This is a genomic window from Streptomyces sp. NPDC097129 (genome assembly GCF_055668065.1).
Map to the genome: position 1 here is coordinate 53542 of NZ_JBVOQE010000019.1, position 22286 is coordinate 75827.

18 protein-coding genes and 1 riboswitch are annotated in these 22286 nt (G+C 74.6%); of the genes, 15 read left to right on the forward strand and 3 right to left on the reverse strand.

The window, feature by feature from the left end:
* Positions 1–151 precede the first annotated feature (151 nt).
* The 9 genes from AC0B9F_RS35300 to cobI all read left to right on the forward strand — a co-directional run bounded on the left by AC0B9F_RS35300 (position 152) and on the right by cobI (position 12891).
* A complete protein-coding gene (locus AC0B9F_RS35300) occupies positions 152–1402 on the forward strand; it encodes an inorganic phosphate transporter (RefSeq protein ID WP_472009512.1) in 1251 nt (416 codons plus the stop codon).
* A gap of 34 nt (positions 1403–1436) precedes the next feature.
* Entirely contained in the window at positions 1437–1658 is a 222-nt protein-coding gene (locus AC0B9F_RS35305) for a hypothetical protein (RefSeq protein ID WP_472009514.1), read from the forward strand.
* A gap of 197 nt (positions 1659–1855) precedes the next feature.
* Positions 1856–2021, forward strand: a riboswitch (cobalamin riboswitch).
* Between the two features lie 106 nt (positions 2022–2127).
* Positions 2128–3069 carry a cobalamin biosynthesis protein gene (locus tag AC0B9F_RS35310; RefSeq protein WP_472009516.1) on the forward strand — a complete coding sequence of 314 codons (942 nt, stop codon included), beginning with the start codon at positions 2128–2130 and terminating at the stop codon, positions 3067–3069.
* The gene (locus tag AC0B9F_RS35315; protein ID WP_472009518.1) at positions 3066–4574 is read left to right on the forward strand and encodes a cobyric acid synthase; all 1509 of its coding nucleotides are present in this window, start codon (positions 3066–3068) and stop codon (positions 4572–4574) included. Before AC0B9F_RS35310 ends, AC0B9F_RS35315 begins: the two co-directional genes overlap by 4 nt.
* On the forward strand, positions 4571–8224 hold the full coding sequence (cobN, locus tag AC0B9F_RS35320) for a cobaltochelatase subunit CobN (RefSeq protein ID WP_472009520.1): 3654 nt from the start codon (positions 4571–4573) through the stop codon (positions 8222–8224). Before AC0B9F_RS35315 ends, cobN begins: the two co-directional genes overlap by 4 nt.
* Complete coding sequence (locus AC0B9F_RS35325) at positions 8221–10221, forward strand: putative cobaltochelatase (protein ID WP_472009522.1); 2001 nt, start codon at positions 8221–8223, stop codon at positions 10219–10221. The genes cobN and AC0B9F_RS35325 overlap by 4 nt, the downstream gene beginning before the upstream one ends.
* On the forward strand, positions 10221–10820 hold the full coding sequence (gene cobO, locus AC0B9F_RS35330) for a cob(I)yrinic acid a,c-diamide adenosyltransferase (protein WP_472009524.1): 600 nt from the start codon (positions 10221–10223) through the stop codon (positions 10818–10820). Before AC0B9F_RS35325 ends, cobO begins: the two co-directional genes overlap by 1 nt.
* Positions 10814–12163 carry a cobyrinate a,c-diamide synthase gene (locus AC0B9F_RS35335; RefSeq protein ID WP_472009526.1) on the forward strand — a complete coding sequence of 450 codons (1350 nt, stop codon included), beginning with the start codon at positions 10814–10816 and terminating at the stop codon, positions 12161–12163. Before cobO ends, AC0B9F_RS35335 begins: the two co-directional genes overlap by 7 nt.
* On the forward strand, positions 12160–12891 hold the full coding sequence (gene cobI, locus AC0B9F_RS35340) for a precorrin-2 C(20)-methyltransferase (RefSeq protein ID WP_472009528.1): 732 nt from the start codon (positions 12160–12162) through the stop codon (positions 12889–12891). Before AC0B9F_RS35335 ends, cobI begins: the two co-directional genes overlap by 4 nt.
* A 23-nt stretch (positions 12892–12914) precedes the next feature.
* Here cobI and AC0B9F_RS35345 read toward each other — a convergent pair whose 3' ends face one another.
* Positions 12915–13643: a ZIP family metal transporter gene (locus AC0B9F_RS35345; protein WP_472009530.1), complete on the reverse strand. Its 729-nt coding sequence runs from the start codon at positions 13641–13643 to the stop codon at positions 12915–12917.
* A 104-nt stretch (positions 13644–13747) separates the two neighbouring features.
* On the opposite strand from AC0B9F_RS35345, the gene cobM reads away from it, so the two are divergent.
* From cobM to cobC, 6 genes are read left to right on the forward strand one after another with little or no spacing between them, the layout of a single operon-like run.
* Complete coding sequence (gene cobM / locus AC0B9F_RS35350) at positions 13748–14566, forward strand: precorrin-4 C(11)-methyltransferase (RefSeq protein ID WP_472009531.1); 819 nt, start codon at positions 13748–13750, stop codon at positions 14564–14566.
* Positions 14563–15798: a precorrin-6y C5,15-methyltransferase (decarboxylating) subunit CbiE gene (cbiE, locus tag AC0B9F_RS35355; protein ID WP_472009533.1), complete on the forward strand. Its 1236-nt coding sequence runs from the start codon at positions 14563–14565 to the stop codon at positions 15796–15798. Before cobM ends, cbiE begins: the two co-directional genes overlap by 4 nt.
* Entirely contained in the window at positions 15795–17495 is a 1701-nt protein-coding gene (gene cobJ / locus AC0B9F_RS35360; protein ID WP_472009535.1) for a precorrin-3B C(17)-methyltransferase, read from the forward strand. Before cbiE ends, cobJ begins: the two co-directional genes overlap by 4 nt.
* A complete protein-coding gene (locus tag AC0B9F_RS35365; protein ID WP_472009537.1) occupies positions 17492–18079 on the forward strand; it encodes a precorrin-8X methylmutase in 588 nt (195 codons plus the stop codon). The genes cobJ and AC0B9F_RS35365 overlap by 4 nt, the downstream gene beginning before the upstream one ends.
* Positions 18076–18993, forward strand: coding sequence for a sirohydrochlorin chelatase (locus tag AC0B9F_RS35370; protein ID WP_472009539.1), 918 nt, complete (start codon positions 18076–18078; stop codon positions 18991–18993). The genes AC0B9F_RS35365 and AC0B9F_RS35370 overlap by 4 nt, the downstream gene beginning before the upstream one ends.
* A complete protein-coding gene (gene cobC, locus AC0B9F_RS35375; RefSeq protein WP_472009541.1) occupies positions 18983–20026 on the forward strand; it encodes an Rv2231c family pyridoxal phosphate-dependent protein CobC in 1044 nt (347 codons plus the stop codon). Before AC0B9F_RS35370 ends, cobC begins: the two co-directional genes overlap by 11 nt.
* 77 nt (positions 20027–20103) lie before the next feature.
* Here cobC and AC0B9F_RS35380 read toward each other — a convergent pair whose 3' ends face one another.
* On the reverse strand, positions 20104–21015 hold the full coding sequence (locus AC0B9F_RS35380) for an SCO1860 family LAETG-anchored protein (protein WP_472009543.1): 912 nt from the start codon (positions 21013–21015) through the stop codon (positions 20104–20106).
* Positions 21016–21157: 142 nt separating this feature from the next.
* On the reverse strand, positions 21158–22249 hold the full coding sequence (locus AC0B9F_RS35385; RefSeq protein ID WP_472009545.1) for an amidohydrolase family protein: 1092 nt from the start codon (positions 22247–22249) through the stop codon (positions 21158–21160).
* Between the last annotated feature and the right edge of the window lie 37 nt (positions 22250–22286).

Here is a 22286-nt window from a genome sequence, read left to right on the forward strand (position 1 = left end):
CACGCGGGCCGTGTGCCGCCCGGGCCGGGGCGGTGGAACGGAGCAGCGGCCCCCTCTTTCCGACATCGGGACGCCCGGCTCAGTTCACCTTCCGTTCACCCGGGTTACCTACGTTCGACCCGCCAATGACTTCGAACGAATGCCTGGGTAAATGGAAAGCTTCTCGCTGATCCTCGCGATTGTGGTGGTCACTGCTCTCGCGTTCGATTTCACGAACGGTTTCCACGACACCGCCAACGCGATGGCCACCACCATCTCGACCGGCGCGCTGCGGCCCAAGATCGCCGTGGCCATGTCCGCCGCCCTCAACCTCGTGGGCGCCTTCCTCTCCGTGGAGGTCGCCAACACGATCTCCAAGGGTCTCGTCGACGAGAGCGGCATCCGTCCCGAGGTCATCTTCGCCGCCCTGGTCGGCGCGATCCTCTGGAACCTGCTGACCTGGCTCGTGGGCCTGCCCTCCAGCTCCTCGCACGCCCTCATGGGCGGTCTGATCGGCGCCACCGTCGCCTCGGCCGGCTTCGGCGCCGTCCACGGCGACGTGCTCGTCACCAAGGTGCTGCTGCCCGCGGTCGCCGCCCCCGTCGTGGCCGGCGTCGCGGCGATGGTCGCGACCCGCCTGTCGTACACGCTCGGCAAGAAGGCCGACGGCAAGGCCGCCGCGAAGGGCTACCGGGCCGGCCAGATCGCCTCCGCGGGCCTGGTCTCGCTCGCCCACGGCACCAACGACGCGCAGAAGACGATGGGCATCATCACCCTGGCCCTGGTCGCCGGCGGCGCCATCGCGCCCGACTCCGACCCGCCCACCTGGGTGATCCTCTCCGCCGGCCTGGCCATCGCGCTCGGCACCTACATCGGCGGCTGGCGCATCATCCGCACCATGGGCAAGGGCCTGACGGACATGCAGCCGCAGCAGGGCTTCGCCGCCCAGACCAGCGCGGCCACCGCCATCCTCGCCTCCTCCCACCTCGGCTTCTCGCTGTCCACCACGCACGTCGTCTCCGGCTCCGTGATGGGCGCGGGCGTGGGCCGCAAGGGCGGTGTGGTGCGCTGGTCGACCGCGACCCGGATGCTCGTCGCCTGGGTGCTGACCCTGCCGGCCGCCGCGCTGGTCGGCGCGCTCGCCGAGTACGTCACCGGCTTCGGCGCCTGGGGCACCGCGCTGGTCGCCGTCTTCCTGGTGGCCTCCAGCTTCGGCATCTGGAAGCTCTCCCGCCGCGAGGTGGTCGACCACACGAACGTCAACGCCGTGGAGGAGGAGCCGGCCGGCGTGGTCACCACCGCGATCGCCGCCGTGACCCCGCCCCCGGCGGCCGGCCCGGCCGGCACGGACGACCTGATGACCACCATCCCCTCCCCCGAGCAGCCGGCCACCGCGAACCCGGCCCCGGCCCCGGCCGCCTGACCGCCGCCACCGGGTACGAAGGAAGAGAAGCAGCATGAAGATCGACTGGGCGGCCCTCGGTTCCGTCTTCGGTGTCAGCCTCGGGGTCACCGTGGGCCTGGTGACCCTGTTCACCCTCGGCATCATGGGCCTGTCCCGCCGCGAGCGGGTCCAGGCCCAGGGCGGCTCGGCCGCCCTCACGCTCACCGGCGCGTACGCCTGCTTCGCGGCGTGCGCGGCGGCGGTGGCGTACGGCATCAGCCTGATCGTCGCCTGACCGGCCACACCACAAGGACGCGGGGTGCCACACCGGCACCCCGCGTTTTGCCGTGCGACCGGGCACGTCGCCGCCGTGCGACCGGGCACGTCGCCGCCGTGTCACCGGGCAGGTCGCCGCCGTGTGACCGGGCACGTCGCCGCCGTGTGACCGGGCAGGTCACCCCTGTGTGGGCCTGCCCACACTCCTCCGCCCCAGGTCAAGGGCAAGTTGACGGTCCCCGAACAGCCGTGGTGGACTGCCGGAGCCAAGTTTGCGGCGTGCAGGAGAGGAAGCCGGTGGAAGTCCGGCGCGGTCCCGCCACTGTCACCGGGGTGAGCAACCCCGGGAGCCAGGAACTCTCACCGCCGATCTCCTTCGAACCAGGGCGCGGACACCCTGAGTGAGGACAAGACGCCATGCGCGGCTGCCGGTTGAGGACCACGCCCATCAGCGACGCCCAGCCCGACCCCACGGCCGGCTGAGCCCGATGCGAGCCGAACGCGTCTTCGCGTACGGCGCCGCCGCCGGCCTCCTCGGCGACCTCCTCCTCGGTGATCCGCGCCGCGGGCACCCGGTCGCCGTGTTCGGACGGGCCGCGGGCGCCGTCGAGCGCGCCCTGTGGCGCGACCACCGCGGCTGGGGCGCCCTGCACACCGCCGTCTGCGCCGGTGGCGCCGCCGCCCTCGGGGCCGTCGCCGCCCGCTCCGTGCGCCGCTCCCCCGCCGCCTCGATCGCGCTGACCGCCGCCGCCACCTGGTCCGTGGTCGGCGGTACCTCCCTCGCGCGTGAGGCCCGCGCGATCGGGCGCGCGCTGGAAGCCGGGGACGTGGAGGCGGCGCGGGCCCGGCTGCCCCATCTGTGCGGCCGGGACCCGCAGGCGCTGGACGCCGACGGGATCGCCCGGGCCGTGGTCGAGTCGGTCGCCGAGAACACCTCCGACGCCGTCGTGGGCGCGCTGGTGTGGGGCGCCGTCGGCTCGGTGCCGGGGCTGCTCGGGTTCCGGGCCGTCAACACCCTGGACGCGATGGTCGGTCACAAGTCGCCGCGGCTGCGGCGCTTCGGCTGGGCCGCCGCCCGCCTCGACGACGTGGCCGGCTGGCCGGGCGCCCGGCTGACCGCCGTCCTCGCCGCGCTCACCGGCCCGGACCGGCGCGGCGCCGTACGGGCCTGGCGGGCGGACGCGGCGAAGCACCCGAGCCCCAACGCGGGCCCCGTGGAGGCCTCCTTCGCGGGCGCGCTCGGCGTGCGGCTGGGCGGCACCCTCTCCTACGGCGGGCGCGTCGAGCACCGGCCGGTGCTGAACGCGCAGGGACGCGCCGTCGGGACCCAGGACATCGCCCGGGCGGTACGGCTGTCCCGGCGCGTGAGCTGGCTTGCGCTCGGCGTGTGCGCGGGCGCACGCCTCATCGGGAAGGGGCGTGAACGATGAACGGTGGTCTCCTCGTCGCCGGCACCACCTCCGACGCGGGCAAGAGCGTCGTGACCGCCGGGATCTGCCGGTGGCTGGTGCGGCAGGGCGTGAAGGTGGCGCCCTTCAAGGCGCAGAACATGTCCCTCAACTCCTTCGTCACCCGCGAGGGCGCCGAGATCGGGCGGGCGCAGGCCATGCAGGCCCAGGCGTGCCGGACCGAGCCGACCGCGCTGATGAACCCGGTGCTGCTCAAGCCCGGTGGCGAGCAGAGCAGCCAGGTGGTGCTGCTGGGCAAGCCGGTGGGCGAGCTGAGCGCGCGCGGCTACCACGGCGGGCGGCAGCAGAAGCTGCTCGGCACGGTCCTGGAGTGCCTGGCCGAGTTGCGGGGCACGTATGACGCGGTGATCTGCGAGGGGGCGGGCTCACCGGCGGAGATCAATCTGCGCCGGACCGACATCGTGAACATGGGCATCGCGCGGGGTGCGCGGCTGCCCGTGCTCGTCGTCGGCGACATCGACCGCGGGGGCGTCTTCGCGTCCTTCTTCGGCACGCTCGCCCTGCTCTCGCCGGAGGACCAGGAGCTGGTCGCCGGGTTCCTGGTGAACAAGTTCCGCGGTGACGTCTCGCTGCTGGAGCCTGGCCTGGACATGCTGCACGGCCTCACCGGACGCCACACCTACGGCGTGCTGCCGTTCCGGCACGGGCTCGGCATCGACGAGGAGGACGGCCTGCGGGTGTCCCTGCGCGGCACCGTCCGCGAGTCGGCCGTCTCCCCGCCCGTCGGCGAGGACGTGCTGCGGGTCGCCGTCTGCGCGATCCCGCTGATGTCCAACTTCACCGACGTGGACGCGCTGGCCGCCGAACCGGGCGTCGTGGTGCGGTTCGTGGACCGGCCGGAGGAGCTGGCCGACGCGGATCTCGTGGTGGTGCCGGGCACGCGCGGGACCGTACGCGCTCTTCAGTGGCTGCGGGAGCGCGGACTTGCCGGCGCCCTGAAGCGCAGGGCCGCCGAAGGCCGCCCCGTCCTCGGCATCTGCGGCGGTTTCCAGGTCCTCGGCGAGCACATCGAGGACGACGTCGAGTCGCGCGCCGGCGCGGTCGACGGGCTCGGCGTCCTGCCCGTGCGCGTGCGGTTCGCCCGCGAGAAGACCCTGACCCGGCCGGCCGGGGAGGCCCTCGGCGAGCGGGTCGACGGGTACGAGATCCACCACGGGGTGGCTACGGTCGAGGGCGGCGACCCCTTCCTCGACGGCTGCCGCGTCGGCCAGACCTGGGGCACCCACTGGCACGGCTCGCTGGAGTCGGACGGCTTCCGCCGCGCCTTCCTGCGGGAGGTGGCCGCCGCCGCGGGCCGCCGGTTCGTGCCCGCGCCGGACACCTCCTTCGCCGCGCTGCGCGAGGAGCAGCTCGACCGGCTCGGCGACCTGATCGAACAGCACGCGGACACGGACGCGCTGTGGCGGCTCATCGAGTCCGGCGCGCCACAAGGACTGCCTTTCATTCCACCGGGAGCGCCCGCATGAGCACAGTGTTGTTGTTGTCGACCGCCGACACGGATCTCCTGGCGGCCCGGGCCTCCGGCGCGGACTACCGGATCGGCAACCCCACCCGCGTCGACGTCGCCGCCGAACTGCCGGGCCTGCTCGACGGCGCGGACCTCGCCGTCGTCCGCCTGCTCGGCGGCAAGCGGGCCTGGGAGGACGGCCTCGCCGCGCTGAAGGCGTCCGGCGTGCCGACCGTACTGCTGGGCGGCGAGGCCGTCCCGGACGCCGAGCTGATGGCCGAGTCGAGCGTGCCGGCCGGCGTGGTCGCTCAGGCGCTGCGCTACCTGGTCGAGGGCGGCCCGGCGAACCTGCTGGAGTTGTCGCGGTTCCTGTCGGACACCGTGCTGCTGACCGGTGAGGGCTTCGAGGAGCCGCACAAGATGCCGGAGTTCGGCGTCCACGGCTCGTACGCGCTGGAGGACGGGCGTCCGACCGTCGGGGTGCTCTTCTACCGCGCCCACGAACTGAGCGGCAACACCGCCTTCGTGGACACCCTGTGCGAGGCGATCGAGGCGCAGGGCGCCAACGCGCTGCCCGTGTACTGCGGTTCGCTGCGCGGCGCGGACGCCGGGCTGTACGAACTCCTGACGCGGGCCGACGCCCTGGTCGCCACCGTGCTCGCGGCCGGCGGCACGCACGCCTCGCAGGCGTCGGCGGGCGGCGACGAGGAGGCCTGGGACATCGGCGCGCTCGCCGACCTCGACGTCCCCGTGCTGCAGGGGCTCTGCCTGACCTCGTCGAAGAGCGCCTGGGAGGAGTCCGACGCGGCCCTGTCCCCCATGGACGCGGCGATGCAGGTGGCGATCCCGGAGTTCGACGGCCGGCTGATCACCGTGCCGTTCTCCTTCAAGGAGCAGGGCCCGGACGACGTCCCGGTGTACGTCGCCGACCTCGGGCGAGCGGCGCGGGTCGCCGGGATCGCTGTGCGGCACGCCCGGCTGAAGCACAAGCCGAACGCCGAGAAGAAGATCGCGCTGGTCTTCACCGCCTACCCGACCAAGCACTCCCGCGTCGGCAACGCGGTCGGTCTGGACACGCCCGCGTCGGCGGTGCGGGTGCTGGACGCGCTCCGCGACGCCGGATACGCGCTGACCGAGTACCCCTGCGGCGGCGACGAGCTGATCCACCGGCTCATCGCGGCCGGCGGTCACGACGTCGAATGGCTCACCGAGGAACAGCTGGCCGCCGCGCCCGCACGGGTGCCGCTGGCCGACTACCGGGCGTGGTTCGAGAAGCTGGACCCCGACCTCAGGGACGCCATGCTTCAGGCGTGGGGCGAGCCGCCGGGCAGCCTGTACGTCGACGGCGACGACATCGTGCTGGCCTCCCTGCAGTTCGGGAACGTCGTCGTGATGATCCAGCCGCCGCGCGGCTTCGGCGAGAACCCGATCGCGATCTACCACGATCCGGACATGCCGCCGTCCCACCACTACATGGCGGCCTACCGCTGGCTGGAGAACGGCTTCGGCGCGGACGCGATCGTGCACATGGGCAAGCACGGCACGATGGAGTGGCTGCCGGGCAAGGGACTCGGCCTGTCGGGCGGGTGCGCCCCGGACGCCGTCCTCGGCGACCTGCCGCTGATCTACCCGTTCATCGTCAACGACCCCGGCGAGGGCACCCAGGCCAAGCGGCGCGGTCACGCCACGGTGGTCGACCACCTCGTACCGCCGATGGCGCGCGCCGACACCTACGGCGACCTGGCGAAGCTGGAGCAGCTGCTCGACGAGTACGCGCTGGTGTCCGACCTGGACCCGGCGAAGGCGCCGGCCGTCCGCGCGCAGATCTGGACGCTGGTGAAGGCGGCCGAGCTGCACCACGACCTGCATGTGGACGAGCAGCCGGACGACGAGACGTTCGACGAGTTCGTCATGCACATCGACGGCTATCTGTGCGAGATCAAGGACGTGCAGATCCGCGACGGCCTGCACATCCTGGGCGGCGGGCCGGTCGCCGAACCGCGCGTCAACCTGGTGCTGGCCGTGCTGCGCGCGTCGCAGGTGTGGGGCGGGCAGGCGAACGCGCTGCCGGGTCTGCGGGCCGCGTTGGCCTCGTATTTCGGGCTGGTCGAGAAGGAGCTGCTGGCCGAGCCGGGCGCCGCGGTGAAGGCGCCGGTGGAGCTGACGGACCTGGTGGACGGCCCGGCGCGGACGGCCGCCGACGCGATCGACCTGCTGGAGCAGCTGTGCCGGCGGATCGCGGAGGGCATGGAGGCGCGGGCGTGGGACCGGGCGGCCGTGCCGGAGGTCCTGCGCGACGCGCTCGACGCCGAACTCCCCGATGCGACCGCCGTGCTGGAGTTCGCCTGTGACGAGGTCGTGCCGCGGCTCGCCCGTACGACCGACGAGATCGGGCACATCCTGAAGGCGCTGAACGGCGGGTACGTCCCGGCCGGGCCGTCCGGTTCGCCCACCCGCGGTCTGGTCAACGTGCTGCCGACCGGCCGGAACTTCTACTCGGTCGACCCCAAGGCGATCCCGTCGCGGCTGAGCTGGGAGGTCGGGCAGTCGCTCGCCGACTCCCTGGTGCAGCGCTACCTCCAGGACACGGGCGCGTACCCGCAGTCCGTCGGCCTCACGGTGTGGGGCACCTCGGCGATGCGCACGCAGGGAGACGACATCGCCGAGATCCTGGCGCTGCTGGGCTGCCGCCCCGTCTGGGACGACGCCTCGCGCCGCGTGACCGGCTTCGAGGTGGTGCCCCCGGAGGAGCTGGGCCGGCCGCGCATCGACGTCACGGTCCGTATCTCCGGCTTCTTCCGGGACGCGTTCCCGCACGTCGTGGGGCTGATCGACGACGCGGTCCGCACGGTGGCCGAGCTGGACGAGCCCGCCGAGCGCAACTACGTCCGGGCGCACGCCGACGAGGACACCGCGGAGCACGGCGACCGGCGCCGGGCCACGGCCCGTATCTTCGGCTCCAAGCCGGGCGCGTACGGCGCCGGTCTGCTGCCGCTGATCGACGCCCGCAACTGGCGCTCGGACGCCGACCTCGCCGAGGTGTACGCGGTGTGGGGCGGCTACGCCTACGGGCGCGGGCTCGACGGGCGGGCGGCGCGCGGCGACATGGAGACCGCGTTCAAGCGGATCGCCGTCGCCGCGAAGAACGTCGACACGCGTGAGCACGACCTGGTCGACGCGGACGACTACTTCCAGTACCACGGCGGCATGGTCGCCATGGTCCGCCATCTGACCGGCGCCAACCCCGAGGCGTACGTGGGCGATTCGGCGACCCCGGACCAGGTCAGGACGCGCACGCTGGGCGAGGAGACGCACCGGGTGTTCCGTGCCCGCGTGGTCAACCCGCGCTGGATGGCGGCCATGCGCCGGCACGGCTACAAGGGCGCCTTCGAGATGGCGGCGACCGTGGACTACCTGTTCGGGTACGACGCCACGGCCGGGGTCGTCGACGACTGGATGTACGAGAAGCTCAGCGCCGAGTACGTCTTCGACCCGGAGAACCGGGACTTCATGAAGAAGTCCAACCCGTGGGCGCTGCGGGGCATCACCGAACGACTGCTGGAGGCCGCCGACCGCGGCCTGTGGGCGGAGCCGGACGCGGACACGCTGGAGCGGCTGCGCGCCACCTATCTGGAGCTTGAAGGCGACCTGGAGGGCGACGAGAAGTGACCACCACCTTTCCCTTCACGGCCGTCGTCGGCCAGGACGATCTGCGGCTCGCGCTGCTGCTGAACGCCGTCTCGCCGGCGGTCGGCGGGGTGCTCGTGCGCGGCGAGAAGGGCACCGCGAAGTCGACGGCCGTACGCGCCCTGTCCGCGCTGCTGCCCGAGGTGGAGGTCGTCGCCGGGTGCCGGTTCTCCTGCGACCCGGCGGCCCCGGATCCGTCGTGCCCCGACGGTCCGCACGAGCCGGGCACGGGCGTCGCACGGCCCGCCCGCATGGTCGAACTGCCCGTCGGCGCCTCTGAGGACCGCCTCGTCGGCGCGCTCGACATCGAGCGGGCGCTCGCCGAGGGTGTGAAGGCGTTCGAGCCGGGCCTGCTGGCCGACGCGCACCGCGGCATCCTGTACGTCGACGAGGTCAACCTGCTCCACGACCACCTGGTCGACCTGCTGCTGGACGCGGCGGCGATGGGCGCCTCCTATGTGGAGCGCGAGGGCGTCTCCGTGCGCCACGCCTCGAAGTTCCTGCTGGTCGGCACGATGAACCCGGAGGAGGGCGAGCTGCGGCCGCAGCTGCTCGACCGGTTCGGGCTGACCGTGGAGGTCGCCGCCTCCCGGGAGCCCGACCAGCGGGTGGAGGTCGTCAAGCGGCGCCTGGCGTACGACGACGATCCGGCCGCCTTCGCCGCGCGGTGGGCCGAGGAGGAGACCGCCGTCCGGCAGCGGATCGCGGCGGCGCGGGCGCTGCTGCCGCAGGTGCGGCTGGGCGACGGGGCGCTGCGGCAGATCGCGGCGACCTGCGCGGCGTTCGAGGTGGACGGCATGCGCGCCGACATCGTGATGGCCCGTACGGCGACCGCGCTGGCGGCGTGGGCCGGGCGGACGGACGTGCTCGCGGAGGACGTGCGGCAGGCGGCGCTGCTGGCGCTGCCGCACCGGCGCCGCCGCAACCCCTTCGACGCGCCGGGGCTGGACGAGGACAAGCTGGACCAGACGCTGGAGGAGTTCTCCGGCGAGTCCCCCGACGACGATCCCGGCCCCGACGGGCCCGGTGGGGGCGGCGGGCAGCCGTCGCCGGACTCCGGCCCGCAGGGCGGCGACACCGGCGCGCGGCCCGAGGAGGGCGAGGGCGGCGAGCCGCAGCCGTCCGGCGCGGGTGCGGGTGAGCAGCAGGCGGCGCGCGCCTCGGAGCCCTTTCGCACCAAGGTGCTGAGCGTGCCGGGGCTCGGTGAGGGCGCCGCCGGGCGGCGTTCGCGGGCGCGCACCGAGCAGGGGCGCACCATCGGGGCGCGTCGCCCGCGGGGTGCGCTGACCAAGCTGCACCTGGCGGCGACCGTGCAGGCGGCCGCCCCGCACCAGCGGGCGCGGGGCCGGTCCGGGCCGGGGCTGGTGATCCGCCGGGACGATCTGCGGCAGGCGGCCCGCGAGGGGCGTGAGGGCAACCTCGTGCTGTTCGTGGTCGACGCCTCCGGGTCGATGGCGGCGCGGCAGCGGATGGGCGCCGTGAAGGGCGCCGTGCTGTCGCTGCTGCTGGACGCCTACCAGCGGCGCGACAAGGTGGGGCTCGTGACCTTCCGGGGCGCCGCCGCCGACGTGGCGCTGCCGCCGACGTCGTCCGTGGACGCGGCCGCCGCGCGCCTGGAGTCGCTGCCGACCGGGGGCCGTACGCCGCTGGCGGCCGGGCTGCTCAAGGCGCACGAGGTGCTGCGGGTGGAGCGGCTGCGGGACCCGGCGCGCCGGGCGCTGGTCGTGGTGGTGACCGACGGGCGGGCCACCGGCGGCCCCGAACCGGTCGCGCTGGCCGGCCGGGCGGCACGGCTGTTCGCGGCCGACTCGGTCGCCTCGGTGGTCGTGGACTGCGAGTCGGGGCCGGTGCGGCTCGGGCTGGCCGGGCAGCTCGCCGCCGAGCTGGGCGGCACGGCCGTCACGCTCGACGAGCTGCGGGCGGACTCGATCGCCGGGCTGGTGAAGGACGTGCAGGGGATTTCGAGGAGGGCCGCGTAATGCCGCAGGGACAGCCGAGTGTCGTACCGGACGACGGCCTGACGACCCGTCAGCGCCGCAACCGTCCGCTGGTCGTCGTGCACACCGGGGTCGGCAAGGGCAAGTCGACGGCCGCGTTCGGGCTGGCGCTGCGGGCCTGGAACCAGGGCTGGCCGATCGGGGTGTTCCAGTTCGTGAAGTCGGCGAAGTGGAAGGTCGGCGAGGAGAACGCGCTGCGCGTCCTCGGCGCCTCCGGCGAGGGCGGCGCCGTCGACTGGCACAAGATGGGCGAGGGCTGGTCGTGGGTCCAGCGCGACGCGCAGATGGACAACGAGGAGAAGGCCCGCGAGGGCTGGGAGCAGGTCAAGCGTGACCTGGCCGCCGAGACGTACCGGCTGTACGTGCTGGACGAGTTCGCGTACCCGATGCACTGGGGGTGGGTCGACACCGACGAGGTGATCGACGTGCTGCGGAACCGGCCGGGCACCCAGCATGTGGTGATCACCGGGCGGAACGCGCCGGAGAAGCTGGTGGACTTCGCCGACCTGGTCACCGACATGTCCAAGGTGAAGCATCCGATGGACGCCGGGCAGAAGGGCCAGAGGGGCATCGAGTGGTGATGTCCGTTCCCCGGCTGGTCGTCGCCGCGCCCTCATCGGGCAGCGGCAAGACCACCGTCGCCACGGGGCTGATGGCCGCGTTCGCCGCGCGGGGGCTTTCCGTGTCCCCGCACAAGGTGGGCCCGGACTACATCGACCCCGGGTATCACGCGCTGGCCACCGGGCGGCCGGGCCGCAACCTCGACGCGTATCTGTGCGGGCCGGAGCTTCTCGCTCCGCTGTTCCTGCACGGGGCGCGGGGCTGCGACCTGGCCGTGGTGGAGGGCGTGATGGGGCTGTACGACGGCGCCGCCGGGGAGGGTGAACTGGCGTCCACCGCGCAGGTCGCGAAGGTGCTGCGGGCGCCGGTGGTGCTGGTCGTGGACGCGTCGTCGCAGTCGCGGTCCGTGGCGGCTCTGGTGCACGGGTTCGCGTCCTGGGACCCCGAGGTGCGGGTCGGGGGCGTGATCCTGAACAAGGTCGGCTCCGAGCGGCACGAGTCCCTGCTGCGGGAGGCCCTGGATGCGGCCGGGGTGCCAGTGCTGGGCGTCCTGCGGCGGGCCGAACAGGTGTCGACGCCGTCGCGGCACCTGGGACTGGTGCCGGTCGCGGAGCGAGGCGCACAGGCCGTGGAGGCGGTCGCGGCGATGGGGGCGCAGGTGGCCGCCGGGTGCGACCTCCAGGCGCTGCTCGCGCTGGCTCACAGCGCCGGGGCGCTGACGGACGAACCGTGGCAGGCACCGGTCACCTCCGTGGCGGAGCGTCCCGTGGTCGCCGTCGCCGGAGGAGAGGCGTTCACCTTCTCCTACACCGAGCACGCCGAACTGCTCACCGCCGCCGGGGCCGACGTCGTCACCTTCGATCCGTTGCGGGACGAGCAACTCCCGGACGGGACGCGAGGACTGGTCGTCGGTGGCGGCTTCCCCGAGGTGTACGCCGGTGAGCTGTCCGCCAACGAGCCGCTGCGCAAGGCGATCGCGGACCTCGCCCGCTCCGGCGCTCCCGTCGCCGCCGAGTGCGCCGGGCTGCTCTATCTGTGCCGGGAGCTGGACGGGCAGCCGATGTGCGGGGTGCTGGACGCCACCGCCCGCATGACCGAGCGGCTCACCCTCGGCTACCGGGACGCGGTGGCCGTCGGCGACAGTGTGCTCGCGCCGGCCGGGACGCGGATGCGGGGGCACGAGTTCCACCGCACGGTCGTCGAGCCCGGCGCCGGCGCGGCTCCCGCCTGGGGAGTCCGCACTCCCGTGAAGCGGGTCGAAGGTTTCGTACAGGGCGGTGTGCACGCGAGCTATCTGCACACCCACTGGGCGTCCGCGCCCGGTGTCGCCCGTCGGTTCGTGGAGAGGTGCCGGACGTCATGAGCAGCAAGCTGATCGGGGTCGGAGTCGGTCCGGGCGATCCGGAACTGGTGACCGTCAAGGGCGTGAACGCGCTGCGCGCCGCCGATGTCGTCGTCGTGCCCGTGATGGACACCGGGGAACGCGGGCGGGCGGAGGCGACCGTGCTGCACTACGTGCCCGAGGAGAAGGTCCTGCGGGTCGTCTTCGCGCTGAACGAGCGCACGGACCGCTCGCGCCGGGAGGCGGCCTGGGACGCGGCCGGTGAGCGGGTCGCGGCACTGCTGCGGCAGCACGGCACGGTGGCCTTCGCGACGATCGGCGACCCCAACGTGTACTCCACGTTCACCTACCTCGCGCAGACGATCGCCGGGCTGGTGCCCGGCACGGTCGTGGAGACGGTGCCCGGCATCACCGCGATGCAGGACCTGGCGGCCCGCTCGGGCGCGGTGCTGACCGAGGGCACCGAGCCGCTGACGCTCGTGCCGGTGACCGCCGGTTCGGCGGTGCTGAAGGACGCGCTGAACGGCCCCGGCACGGTGGTGGCGTACAAGTTCGGGCGGCAGGCGGCCGAGGTCGCCGAGGTGCTGCGGGAGACCGGCCGGCTCGGTGACGCGGTGTGGGGTTCGGCGCTGGGCCTGCCGGAGGAGTCGATCCGGCCGGCGGGTGAGCTGGACGGCGCCCCGCTGCCGTATCTGTCGACGCTGATCGCGCCCGCGCGGCGGCACGGCGGCCGGGGCGGCAAGCTGTGAGACGCACCCCGGGACGCTCGCCGTCACCCGGTGAAACCCACCACCAGCCAGATGAACGCCGCGCCCGCGACCGTGCACAGCACGGTGGAGCCGGCGGGGTGTTCGTGGTGGGCCTCGGGCAGGATCTCGGCGGCGGCGAGGTAGAGCAGGACGCCGCCGAACAGGCCGAGATAGCCGCCGAGGACGTGCTCCGGGATGGCGAGGAACGCGGACGCGGCGGCTCCGGCGACGGGGGCGACGGCGTCCGCGAACAGCATCGCGTAGGCCTTGCGGCGGGCGTTGCCGTACAGGCTGGTCAGGGTGAAGGTGTTGAAGCCGTCCGCGAAGTCGTGGGCGATGACGGCGAGCGCGACGGCCGTGCCCATGGAGCCGCCGACCTGGAAGGACGCGCCGATCGCCACGCCGTCCATCAGGCTGTGGCCCACCATGGCCGCCGCGGCCGTCAGACCCACCTCGGGCGCCCGGTGATCGTGCTCGTCCCCTCCGTGGGAGGCGCGGCGGGCCGCCAGCAGGCGTTCCACCAGATGGGCGAGCAGGAAGCCGGCCACGAACAGCAGCAGGGCGGCGGGAACACCGTGGACTTCGGTGCCGGCCGCCTTCAGGGCCTCCGGCAGCAGGTCGAGGCCGACCACGCCGAGCATCAGCCCGCCCGCCAGGCCCAGCACCAGATGGCGGCGGTCGGTCACACGCTGTGCCGTCCAGCCGCCGGCCAGCGTCATCAGGAACGCGCCGAGCGCCACGAAGACCGCCATAGGCCCTTGCTATCCGATGCACCGGCGTGCGCGCACGTCCGGCAGCCGCCGACCCACTGAACCCGTACCGACTTGTGCCGTCTTGTAGGAGAGGACCGATTCCCATGGCCGATGCCCCCACCGGCAAGGTGACCTTCGTCGGTGCCGGCCCCGGCGCCGCCGATCTGCTGACGTTCCGTGCCGCCCGCGCCATCGCCGAGGCCGACGTCGTGATCTGGGCCGCGAGCCTGGTCCAGGCGGAGGCCCTCGAACACGCCCGCGAGGACGCCGAGATCCTGGACTCGGCGACGATGTCCCTGGAGGACGTCGTCGCCGTGTACCGACGTGCGTTCGACGAGGGACGGAAGGTGGCCCGGATCCACTCCGGCGACCCGGCGCTGTGGGGCGGCACGCAGGAGCAGCTGGACCGCTGCCGGGAGATCGGCATCGCCACCGAGGTCGTCCCCGGCGTGTCGTCGTTCTCGGCGGTGGCCGCGCTGGCCCAGCGGGAGCTGACGATCCCCGAGGTGGCGCAGTCGGTGGTGCTGACCCGGCTGGGCGGCGGCAAGACGCCGATGCCGCCCGGTGAGGAGGTCCGCGAGTTCGCCAGGCACGGCACCACCATGGCGGTGTTCCTGTCGGCGGCGCGCAGCGGGCAGCTGGTGCGGGAGCTGCTGGAGGGCGGCTATCCGACGACCACGCCGGTCGTCGTGGCGTACCAGGCGACCTGGCCGGAGGAGCTGATCGTGACGTGCACGATCGGCACGCTGGAGGAGACCGTCAAGGAGCACAAGCTCTGGAAGCACACCCTGTTCCTGGTCGGCCCGGCGCTCGACGCGCACGGCACCCGCTCGCACCTGTACCACCCGGGGCACTTCCACGGCTTCCGCAAGGCCGACCCCGAGGCCCGCAGGGCGCTGCGCGAGCGGGGTGCGAGCACGTGATCACGGTCGTGGGCGCGGGGACGGGCGAGCCGGCCGGCGCGGACGTCCTCGCGGGTGCGGAGCTCGTCGTGGGCGGGCGGCGGCATCTGGAGGCCGCCGGCCTGCCGCAGACCGCCGAGCGGCTCGTGCTCGGGCCGCTGGCCCCCGCCCTGGACACGATCGAGGAGTACGTGCGCACGGAGCGGCGGGTGGTGGTGCTGGCCTCCGGCGATCCGGGGTTCTTCGGGATCGTGCGGGTGCTGGCGCAGCGGTTCGGCGCGGACCGGCTCGACGTGCGGCCCGGGGTGTCGTCCGTGGCGGCGGCGTTCGCGCGGCTCGGGCTGCCCTGGGACGACGCGGTCGTCGTCAGCGCGCACGGCCGCGACCTGCGCACGGCCGTCAACGTGTGCCGGGCGCAGCCGAAGGTCGCGGTGCTGACCGGGCCGGGCGCGGGCCCCGCCGAGATCGGTGCCGCGCTGCGGGCGTACGACCGGACGCTGGTCGTGGCGACCGCGCTGGGCTCCCCCGGGGAACGGCTGGAGCGGGTGACGCCCGCCGAGGCGGCGGCCCGCGACTGGGGTACGGCGGTGAGCGTCGTCGTCAGCCTGGACGAGCGGCGGGCGCTCGGTGCGGTACGGACGCTCGCGGGGCGCGGGCCGGGGCCCGGAGGGTGGGCGCTCGCGGAAGAGGCGTTCGAACACCGGGACTCGATGATCACCAAGTTCGAGGTGCGGGCGCTGGCGCTGGCCCGGCTCGGGCCGCGCCCCGGCGACCTGGTGTGGGACGTCGGCGCCGGTTCCGGTTCGGTGGCCGTGGAGTGCGCGCGGCTCGGGGCCGCCGTCACCGCGGTGGAGAAGACCCTGGACGGTGTGGTGCGGATCCGCGCCAACGCGGCCGCGCACGGCGTCGACGTGCACGTGGTGCACGGGGCCGCGCCGACCGCGCTGTCCGATCTGGACGAGCCCGACGCGGTGTTCGTCGGCGGCGGCGGGCGGGAGCTGCCCGCCGTCGTCACGGCGTGCGCGCGGCGCGCCCGGCGCACGGTGGTGGTCGCGCTGGCCGCCCTGGACCGGGTGCCGGCGGCACGTGCGGCGCTGGCGGACGCCGGGTTCGGCGTCGACGGCGTGCTGCTGCAGTCGTCGCGGCTCGCGCCGCTGCCCGGGGACGTGACCCGGCTCGCGGCGGCCAATCCCGTTTTCCTGCTGTGGGGCGAGCGGCCCCCGGCATCTGCTGACGAAGGAGTTGCCCAGTGATCGGCCTCATTTCCGCCACCGCGGCGGGGGCGGCGGCGCGGGACCGGCTGGCCGCGGCGTGGCCGGAGCGCACCCGCGTGTACGACGGCGCTGTCGCGGACGCCGTGCGGCGGGCGTTCGCGGAGTGCGAGCAGCTGGTGTGCTTCCTGGCGGCCGGCGCGGTCGTCCGGCTGGTCGCGCCGCTGCTGGGCGACAAGGCGACCGACCCCGGTGTGGTCTGCGTCGACGAGGGCGGGCGGTTCGCGGTGCCGGTGCTCGGCGGGCACGGCGGCGGCGCCAACGACCTCGCCGCCGAGGTCGCCGAGGTGCTGGGCGCGGCGCCGGTGGTGACGACGGCGACGGACGCCGTCGGGCTGGCCGGCCTGGACACCCTGGGCCTGCCCGTCGAGGGGGCGGTCGCGGCCGTGTCGCGGGCGCTGCTGGACGGGGAGCCGGTCGCGCTGGAGGCGGAGGTGGCGTGGCCGCTGCCGCCGCTGCCGGTGGCCGAGCGGGGCGCGTACACGATCCGGGTGACCGACCGCGCGGTGAGCGCCGGGGAGCGCGAGGTGCTGCTGCGGCCGCCGACGCTGGTGGCCGGGGTGGGGGCGTCCAAGGGCGCCCCGGCGGACGAGGTGCTGGCGCTGGTGCAGGGCGCGTTGGCCGGGGCCGGGCTGTCCGTGCGGTCGCTGGCCGAGCTGGCCACCGTGGACGCCAAGGCGGGCGAGCCGGGCCTGGTCGAGGCCGCCGAACGGCTCGGCGTGCCGCTGGTGACGTACCCCGCCGGGGAGCTCGCGGCGGTGGAGGTGCCGAACCCGTCGGACGCGCCGCTGGCCGCCGTCGGCACACCGTCCGTGGCCGAGGCCGCCGCGCTCGCCCGCGGCGGCGAACTCCTCGTCCCCAAGCGGAAGTCGGAGCGTGCGGACGGCTCCCCCGCCATGGCGACCTGCGCCGTCGTACGGCGGCCGGGGCGCGGGCGGCTCGCGGTCGTCGGCCTCGGACCGGGCGCCCGCGACCTGCTCACCCCGCGCGCCAAGGCCGAACTGCGCCGCGCCTCCGTCCTCGTGGGCCTCGACCAGTACGTCGACCAGATCCGCGATCTGCTGCGCCCCGGCACCCGGATCCTGGAGTCCGGGCTCGGCGCCGAGGAGGAGCGGGCCCGTACCGCGGTGGCCGAGGCGCGGCGCGGGCAGGCCGTGGCGCTCATCGGCAGCGGTGACGCCGGGGTGTACGCGATGGCCTCGCCGGCGCTGGCCGAGGCGTCCGACGACATCGACGTGATCGGCGTGCCGGGCGTGACCGCGGCGCTCGCCGCCGGGGCGATCCTGGGCGCGCCGCTGGGCCACGACCATGTGTCGATCTCCCTGTCCGACCTGCACACGCCGTGGGAGGTCATCGAGCGGCGGGTGCGGGCCGCGGCCGAGGCGGACCTCGTGGTCACCTTCTACAACCCGCGTTCCCGGGGCCGCGACTGGCAGCTGCCGAAGGCGCTCGCCCTCCTCGCCGAGCACCGGGAGCCGGGGACGCCGGTCGGTGTCGTACGCAACGCCTCACGGCCGGACGAGTCCAGCCGGGTCACGGCGCTCGGCGAACTCGACCCGGCGACGGTCGACATGATGACGGTGGTGACCGTGGGCAACACCGCGACCCGGAACATCGCGGGGCGCATGGTGACCCCGCGCGGCTACCGCTGGCAGACCACCCAGGAGGGGGCCCGGTGAACCGTGTGGTCCACCCCATCGAGGAGGAGTCCTACCGGCGGCTGCGCGCCCGGCTGGACACCTCGCACTTCCCGCCGCTGACCCGGGCCGTGGTGGAGCGGGTCATCCACTCCGCCGCCGACCTGGAGTACGCCAGCGACCTCGTCCTGGCCGAGGACGACCTGGTGACGGCGCACGCCGCGCTGCACGCCGGGGCGCCGGTCGTCGTCGACGTCGAGATGGTCGGCGCCGGCATCACCCGCCGGGAGACCGTCTGCCGGCTGAAGGACGCCACCGCCGGCCCCGGGCTGACCCGTTCGGCGCACGGCATCCGGCTCGCCTACGAGCAGGTCGGGCCCGGCGCCCTCTGGGTGATCGGCAACGCGCCGACCGCGCTGGAGGAGCTGCTGACGCTGGACGCGGCCCCGGCGCTCGTCATCGGCCTGCCCGTCGGTTTCGTCGGCGCCGTCGAGTCCAAGGCCGCGCTGCGCGAGAGCGGGCTGCCCGCCGTGAGCAACGTGTCCGAGAAGGGCGGGTCGGCGGTCGCGTCCGCCGCCCTCAACGCCCTGCTGTACCACCCCCTTTCATCCGAGGAGACCGCGTGACCACCCCGCCCGCCCTGCTGATCGCCGGCCACGGCACCCGGGACGACGCCGGAGCCGAGGCGTTCCGCGACTTCGTCCGGGAACTGGGCCGCCGCCACCCCGCACTGCCCGTCGCGGGCGGCTTCATCGAACTGTCCCCGCCGCCGCTGGGCGAGGCCGTGGCCGAGCTGGTGGAGCGCGGTGTGCGCCGCTTCGCCGCCGTCCCGCTGATGCTGGTGTCCGCCGGGCACGCCAAGGGCGACATCCCGGCGGCGCTGTCCCGTGAGAAGGAGCGGCACCCCGGCATCACCTACACCTACGGGCGTCCGCTGGGCCCGCACCCCTCGCTGCTGAACGTGCTGGAGCGGCGCCTGGACGAGGTGCTGGACGGGGTGGACCGCTCCGAGGTGACCGTGCTGCTGGTCGGGCGCGGCTCGACCGACCCGGACGCCAACGCCGAGGTGTTCAAGGCGGCGCGGCTGCTGTGGGAGGGGCGCGGATACGGCGCTGTGGAGACGGCGTTCGTGTCGCTGGCGGCGCCGGACGTGCCGAGCGGGCTGGAGCGGTGCGCGAAGCTCGGCGCGCGGCGGATCGTCGTCCTGCCCTACTTCCTGTTCACGGGCATCCTGCCGGACCGGGTGCGCAGGCAGACCGAGGAGTGGGCGGCGGCGCACCCCGGGCTGGACGTGCGCTCGGCGGACGTCATCGGGCCGGAGCCGGAGCTGCTGGACCTGGTGATGGAGCGGTACGAGGAGGCCGTCAGGGGCGATCTGCGCATGAACTGCGACTCGTGCGTGTACCGGATCGCGCTGCCGGGCTTCGAGGACAAGGTGGGGCTGCCGCAGCAGCCGCACTTCCACCCGGACGACGACGGTCACCACCACCACGGGCACAGCCACGGGCACGGAGGGCACACGCACTCCCATGCGCACTGACGGGCACGACCTTCGCCACCACGGCGACGCGGAGGTGCGGGACGACGGGGCCGCCCTGGTCGACCTCGCGGTGAACGTCCGCGCGGACACGCCGCCGTCCTGGCTGCGGGAGCGGATCGCGCACTCGCTGTCCTCGCTCGCCGCCTACCCGGACGGGCGGGAGGCGCGGGCGGCGGTCGCGGCGCGGCACGGGCTGCCGGCCGAGCGGGTGCTGCTGACGGCCGGGGCGGCGGAGGCGTTCGTGCTGCTGGCGCGGGCGCTGAAGGCGAGCCGGCCGGTCGTGGTGCATCCGCAGTTCACGGAGCCGGAGGCGGCGCTGCGGGACGCGGGCCACAGCGTGGACCGGGTGCTGCTGCGGGAGTCGGACGGCTTCCGGCTGGATCCGGCGCTGGTCCCCGAGGACGCGGACCTGGTGGTGGTCGGCAACCCGACCAACCCGACGTCCGTCCTGCACCCGGCGGCCACCCTCGCCTCGCTGGCCCGCCCGGGGCGCGTCCTCGTGGTCGACGAGGCGTTCATGGACGCGGTGCCCGGTGAGCGCCAGGCGCTGGCCGGGCGGACCGACGTGCCCGGTCTGGTGGTGCTGCGCAGCCTGACCAAGACCTGGGGTCTGGCCGGGCTGCGCATCGGCTACGTCCTCGCCTCCCCCGAGACGATCGCCGGTCTGGAGCGGGCCCAGCCGCTGTGGCCGGTGTCCACCCCGGCGCTGGCGGCGGCGCGGGCCTGTATGGAGCCGGCGGCGCTTGACGAGGCGGCGCGGGCGGCGGAGGAGATCGCGGCGGACCGGGCGTATCTCGTCGCCGGGCTGGAGCGTCTGGGTGTGCGGGTGGTGACCCCGGCCGAGGGCCCGTTCGTCCTGATCCGCATCCCGGAGGCGGCGACGGTACGGCACCGGCTGCGCGCCCTCGGGTACGCGGTAAGGCGCGGGGACACCTTCCCGGGCCTCGGCGAGGACTGGCTCCGGCTGGCGGTACGGGACCGGGCGACGACGGACGGCTTCCTGCGGGCGCTGGCGTCGGCACCGGCGCCGTAGCGCGGATACGCCGGTGACGGCGGGTGGGCGCCTCCCCCGGCGGCGCCCACGTCACCTCACTGTGCCCCGGCCGGGCGTCAGGCCCGGCGGCGGGCCAGCGCGAACGCTCCCGCGCCCGCCGCGAGCAGGGCGACCGAGCCGCCCGCGATGTACGGCGTCAGCGAGCTGCCGCCGGTCTCCGCGAGGTCGGCCTGCGCGGGGGCGCCCTGCGGCTTGACGTCCGGGGCGGGCTCGGCGGCGGCCGGCTTCGGCGCGGGCGCGGCCGCCGGCGCCTCGCAGGTGGCCTTCGCCAGGGTCACCGTGCCGTTCACCTCGGCCACGTTGAGCTTCAGGGGGTTCACCGAGACCGTCAGTTCCAGGGCCGTGGCCGCCGCCGTGCGGGACGTCGTCTCACGTTTCGACAGGTCCAGGCGCACCTCGCCCACGCCCGGCACCTTCACCTCGGTCGTGCCGCCCGCCGTCAGCGTCACGCGCTTGCCGAGGACCGTCACCGCGCCCAGCACGTTCGACGTGGCCACCGGGGTCTTCCCGGCTTCGCAGGTCGCCTTGGACGTGACGTCCCCGACCTCGATCAGCGACAGCAGCGGCAGGCCGGGGACGTGCAGTCGGGCGTGGGCGAGGCGGGTGAGGCCCTCGGCCTTCCGCGCGGTCGCCGTCGCCTTCGCCGTGGCCACCTCCGCGCTGAGCACGCTGAACGGGCCGCCGTTGTTCACGCCGTCCAGGCGGACGGAGAGCGCGGTCCGCTGTGCGCTGCGCGGCGCCTGGACCTCGTTGAGGGAGACCGCGAGCGGGACGTTCACGGTCTTGTTGAGCAGGGACACGTCGAGGCCGGTGCGCAGGACCACGGCGCTCGCCCGGCCCTGGTCGCCGGTCGCGTGGGCCGGGCCCGCGCCCGCGAGGACCACGGGCGCGGCGGCCAGGGCCGTGGCGGCCGCGACGGCGGTCAGGCGTCGGCGGCGTGCGGGCATGCGGAAGGTGTTGCCGTTCAAGGGTGGGACCCCCAGAGAAGAAACGCTTCGGGACCCCGCAAGGATTACGGCTCGAACGCCCAGCGGTCAGCGTGGGAACAGGACTTCACCCCAAAGGGTGTTCGTCGCTCACGCCTTCGAATCCCGTGCCTCATGAGACTCCTCAGCTCACCACGTTCCCGTTGACCACGACCCGGTGCGGAGCGGCCAGCACCCGGACGTCCGCGCGCGGATCGCTGTCGTAGACGACGAGGTCGGCCGGGGCGCCCTCGTCGAGGCCGGGGCGGCCCAGCCAGGCACGGGCGCCCCAGGTCGTCGCGGAGAGCGCCTCGACCGGCGGGATGCCGGCCGTCACCAGCTCCGCGACCTCCGCGCCGACCAGCCCGTGCGGCAGCGACCCGCCGGCGTCGGTGCCGACGAACACCGGGACGCCGGCGTCGTAGGCGGCGCGCACGGTGTCATAGCGCCGCTCGTGCAGCCGGCGCAGGTGCGCCGACCAGCGCGGGAACTTGCTCTCGCCGCCGGCCGCGAGCTGCGGGAACGTGGCGATGTTGACCAGCGTCGGGACGATCGCCACCCCGCGTTCGGCGAACAGCGGGATGGTGTCCTCGGTCAGGCCGGTGGCGTGCTCGATGCAGTCGATGCCGGCTTCGACGAGGTCGCGCAGGGAGTCCTCGGCGAAGCAGTGGGCGGTGACGCGGGCGCCCAGGCGGTGGGCCTCGGCGATCGCCGCCTCGACCGCCTCGCGGGGCCAGCACGCCGACAGGTCGCCGAGGTCGCGGTCGATCCAGTCGCCGACCAGCTTCACCCAGCCGTCGCCGCGCCGCGCCTCCTGGGCGACGTACGCGACGAGGTCGTCCGGTTCGATCTCCCAGGCGTAGTTGCGGATGTAGCGGCGGGTGCGGGCGATGTGCCGGCCGGCGCGGATGATCTTCGGCAGGTCGTCGCGGTCGTCGATCCAGCGGGTGTCGGACGGCGAGCCCGCGTCGCGCAGCAGCAGGGCGCCGGCGTCCCGGTCGGTGAGGGCCTGCTTCTCGGCCGTCTCCGGCTCCACCGGGCCGTGCGCGTCGAGGCCGACGTGGCAGTGCGCGTCGACCAGGCCGGGCAGCGCCCAGCCCTCGACCGTGCGCACGTCACCGGCGCCGGCCGGGCGGTCGTAGGAGATCCGCCCGCCGACCACCCACAGCTCGTCCCGGACGTCGTCGGGTCCGGCGAGGACCCGCCCCTTCACGTGCAGCACCGCGCCATCGCTCATGCACGGCACTGTAATGAGCCGCAGCCCGGCGTTGAAG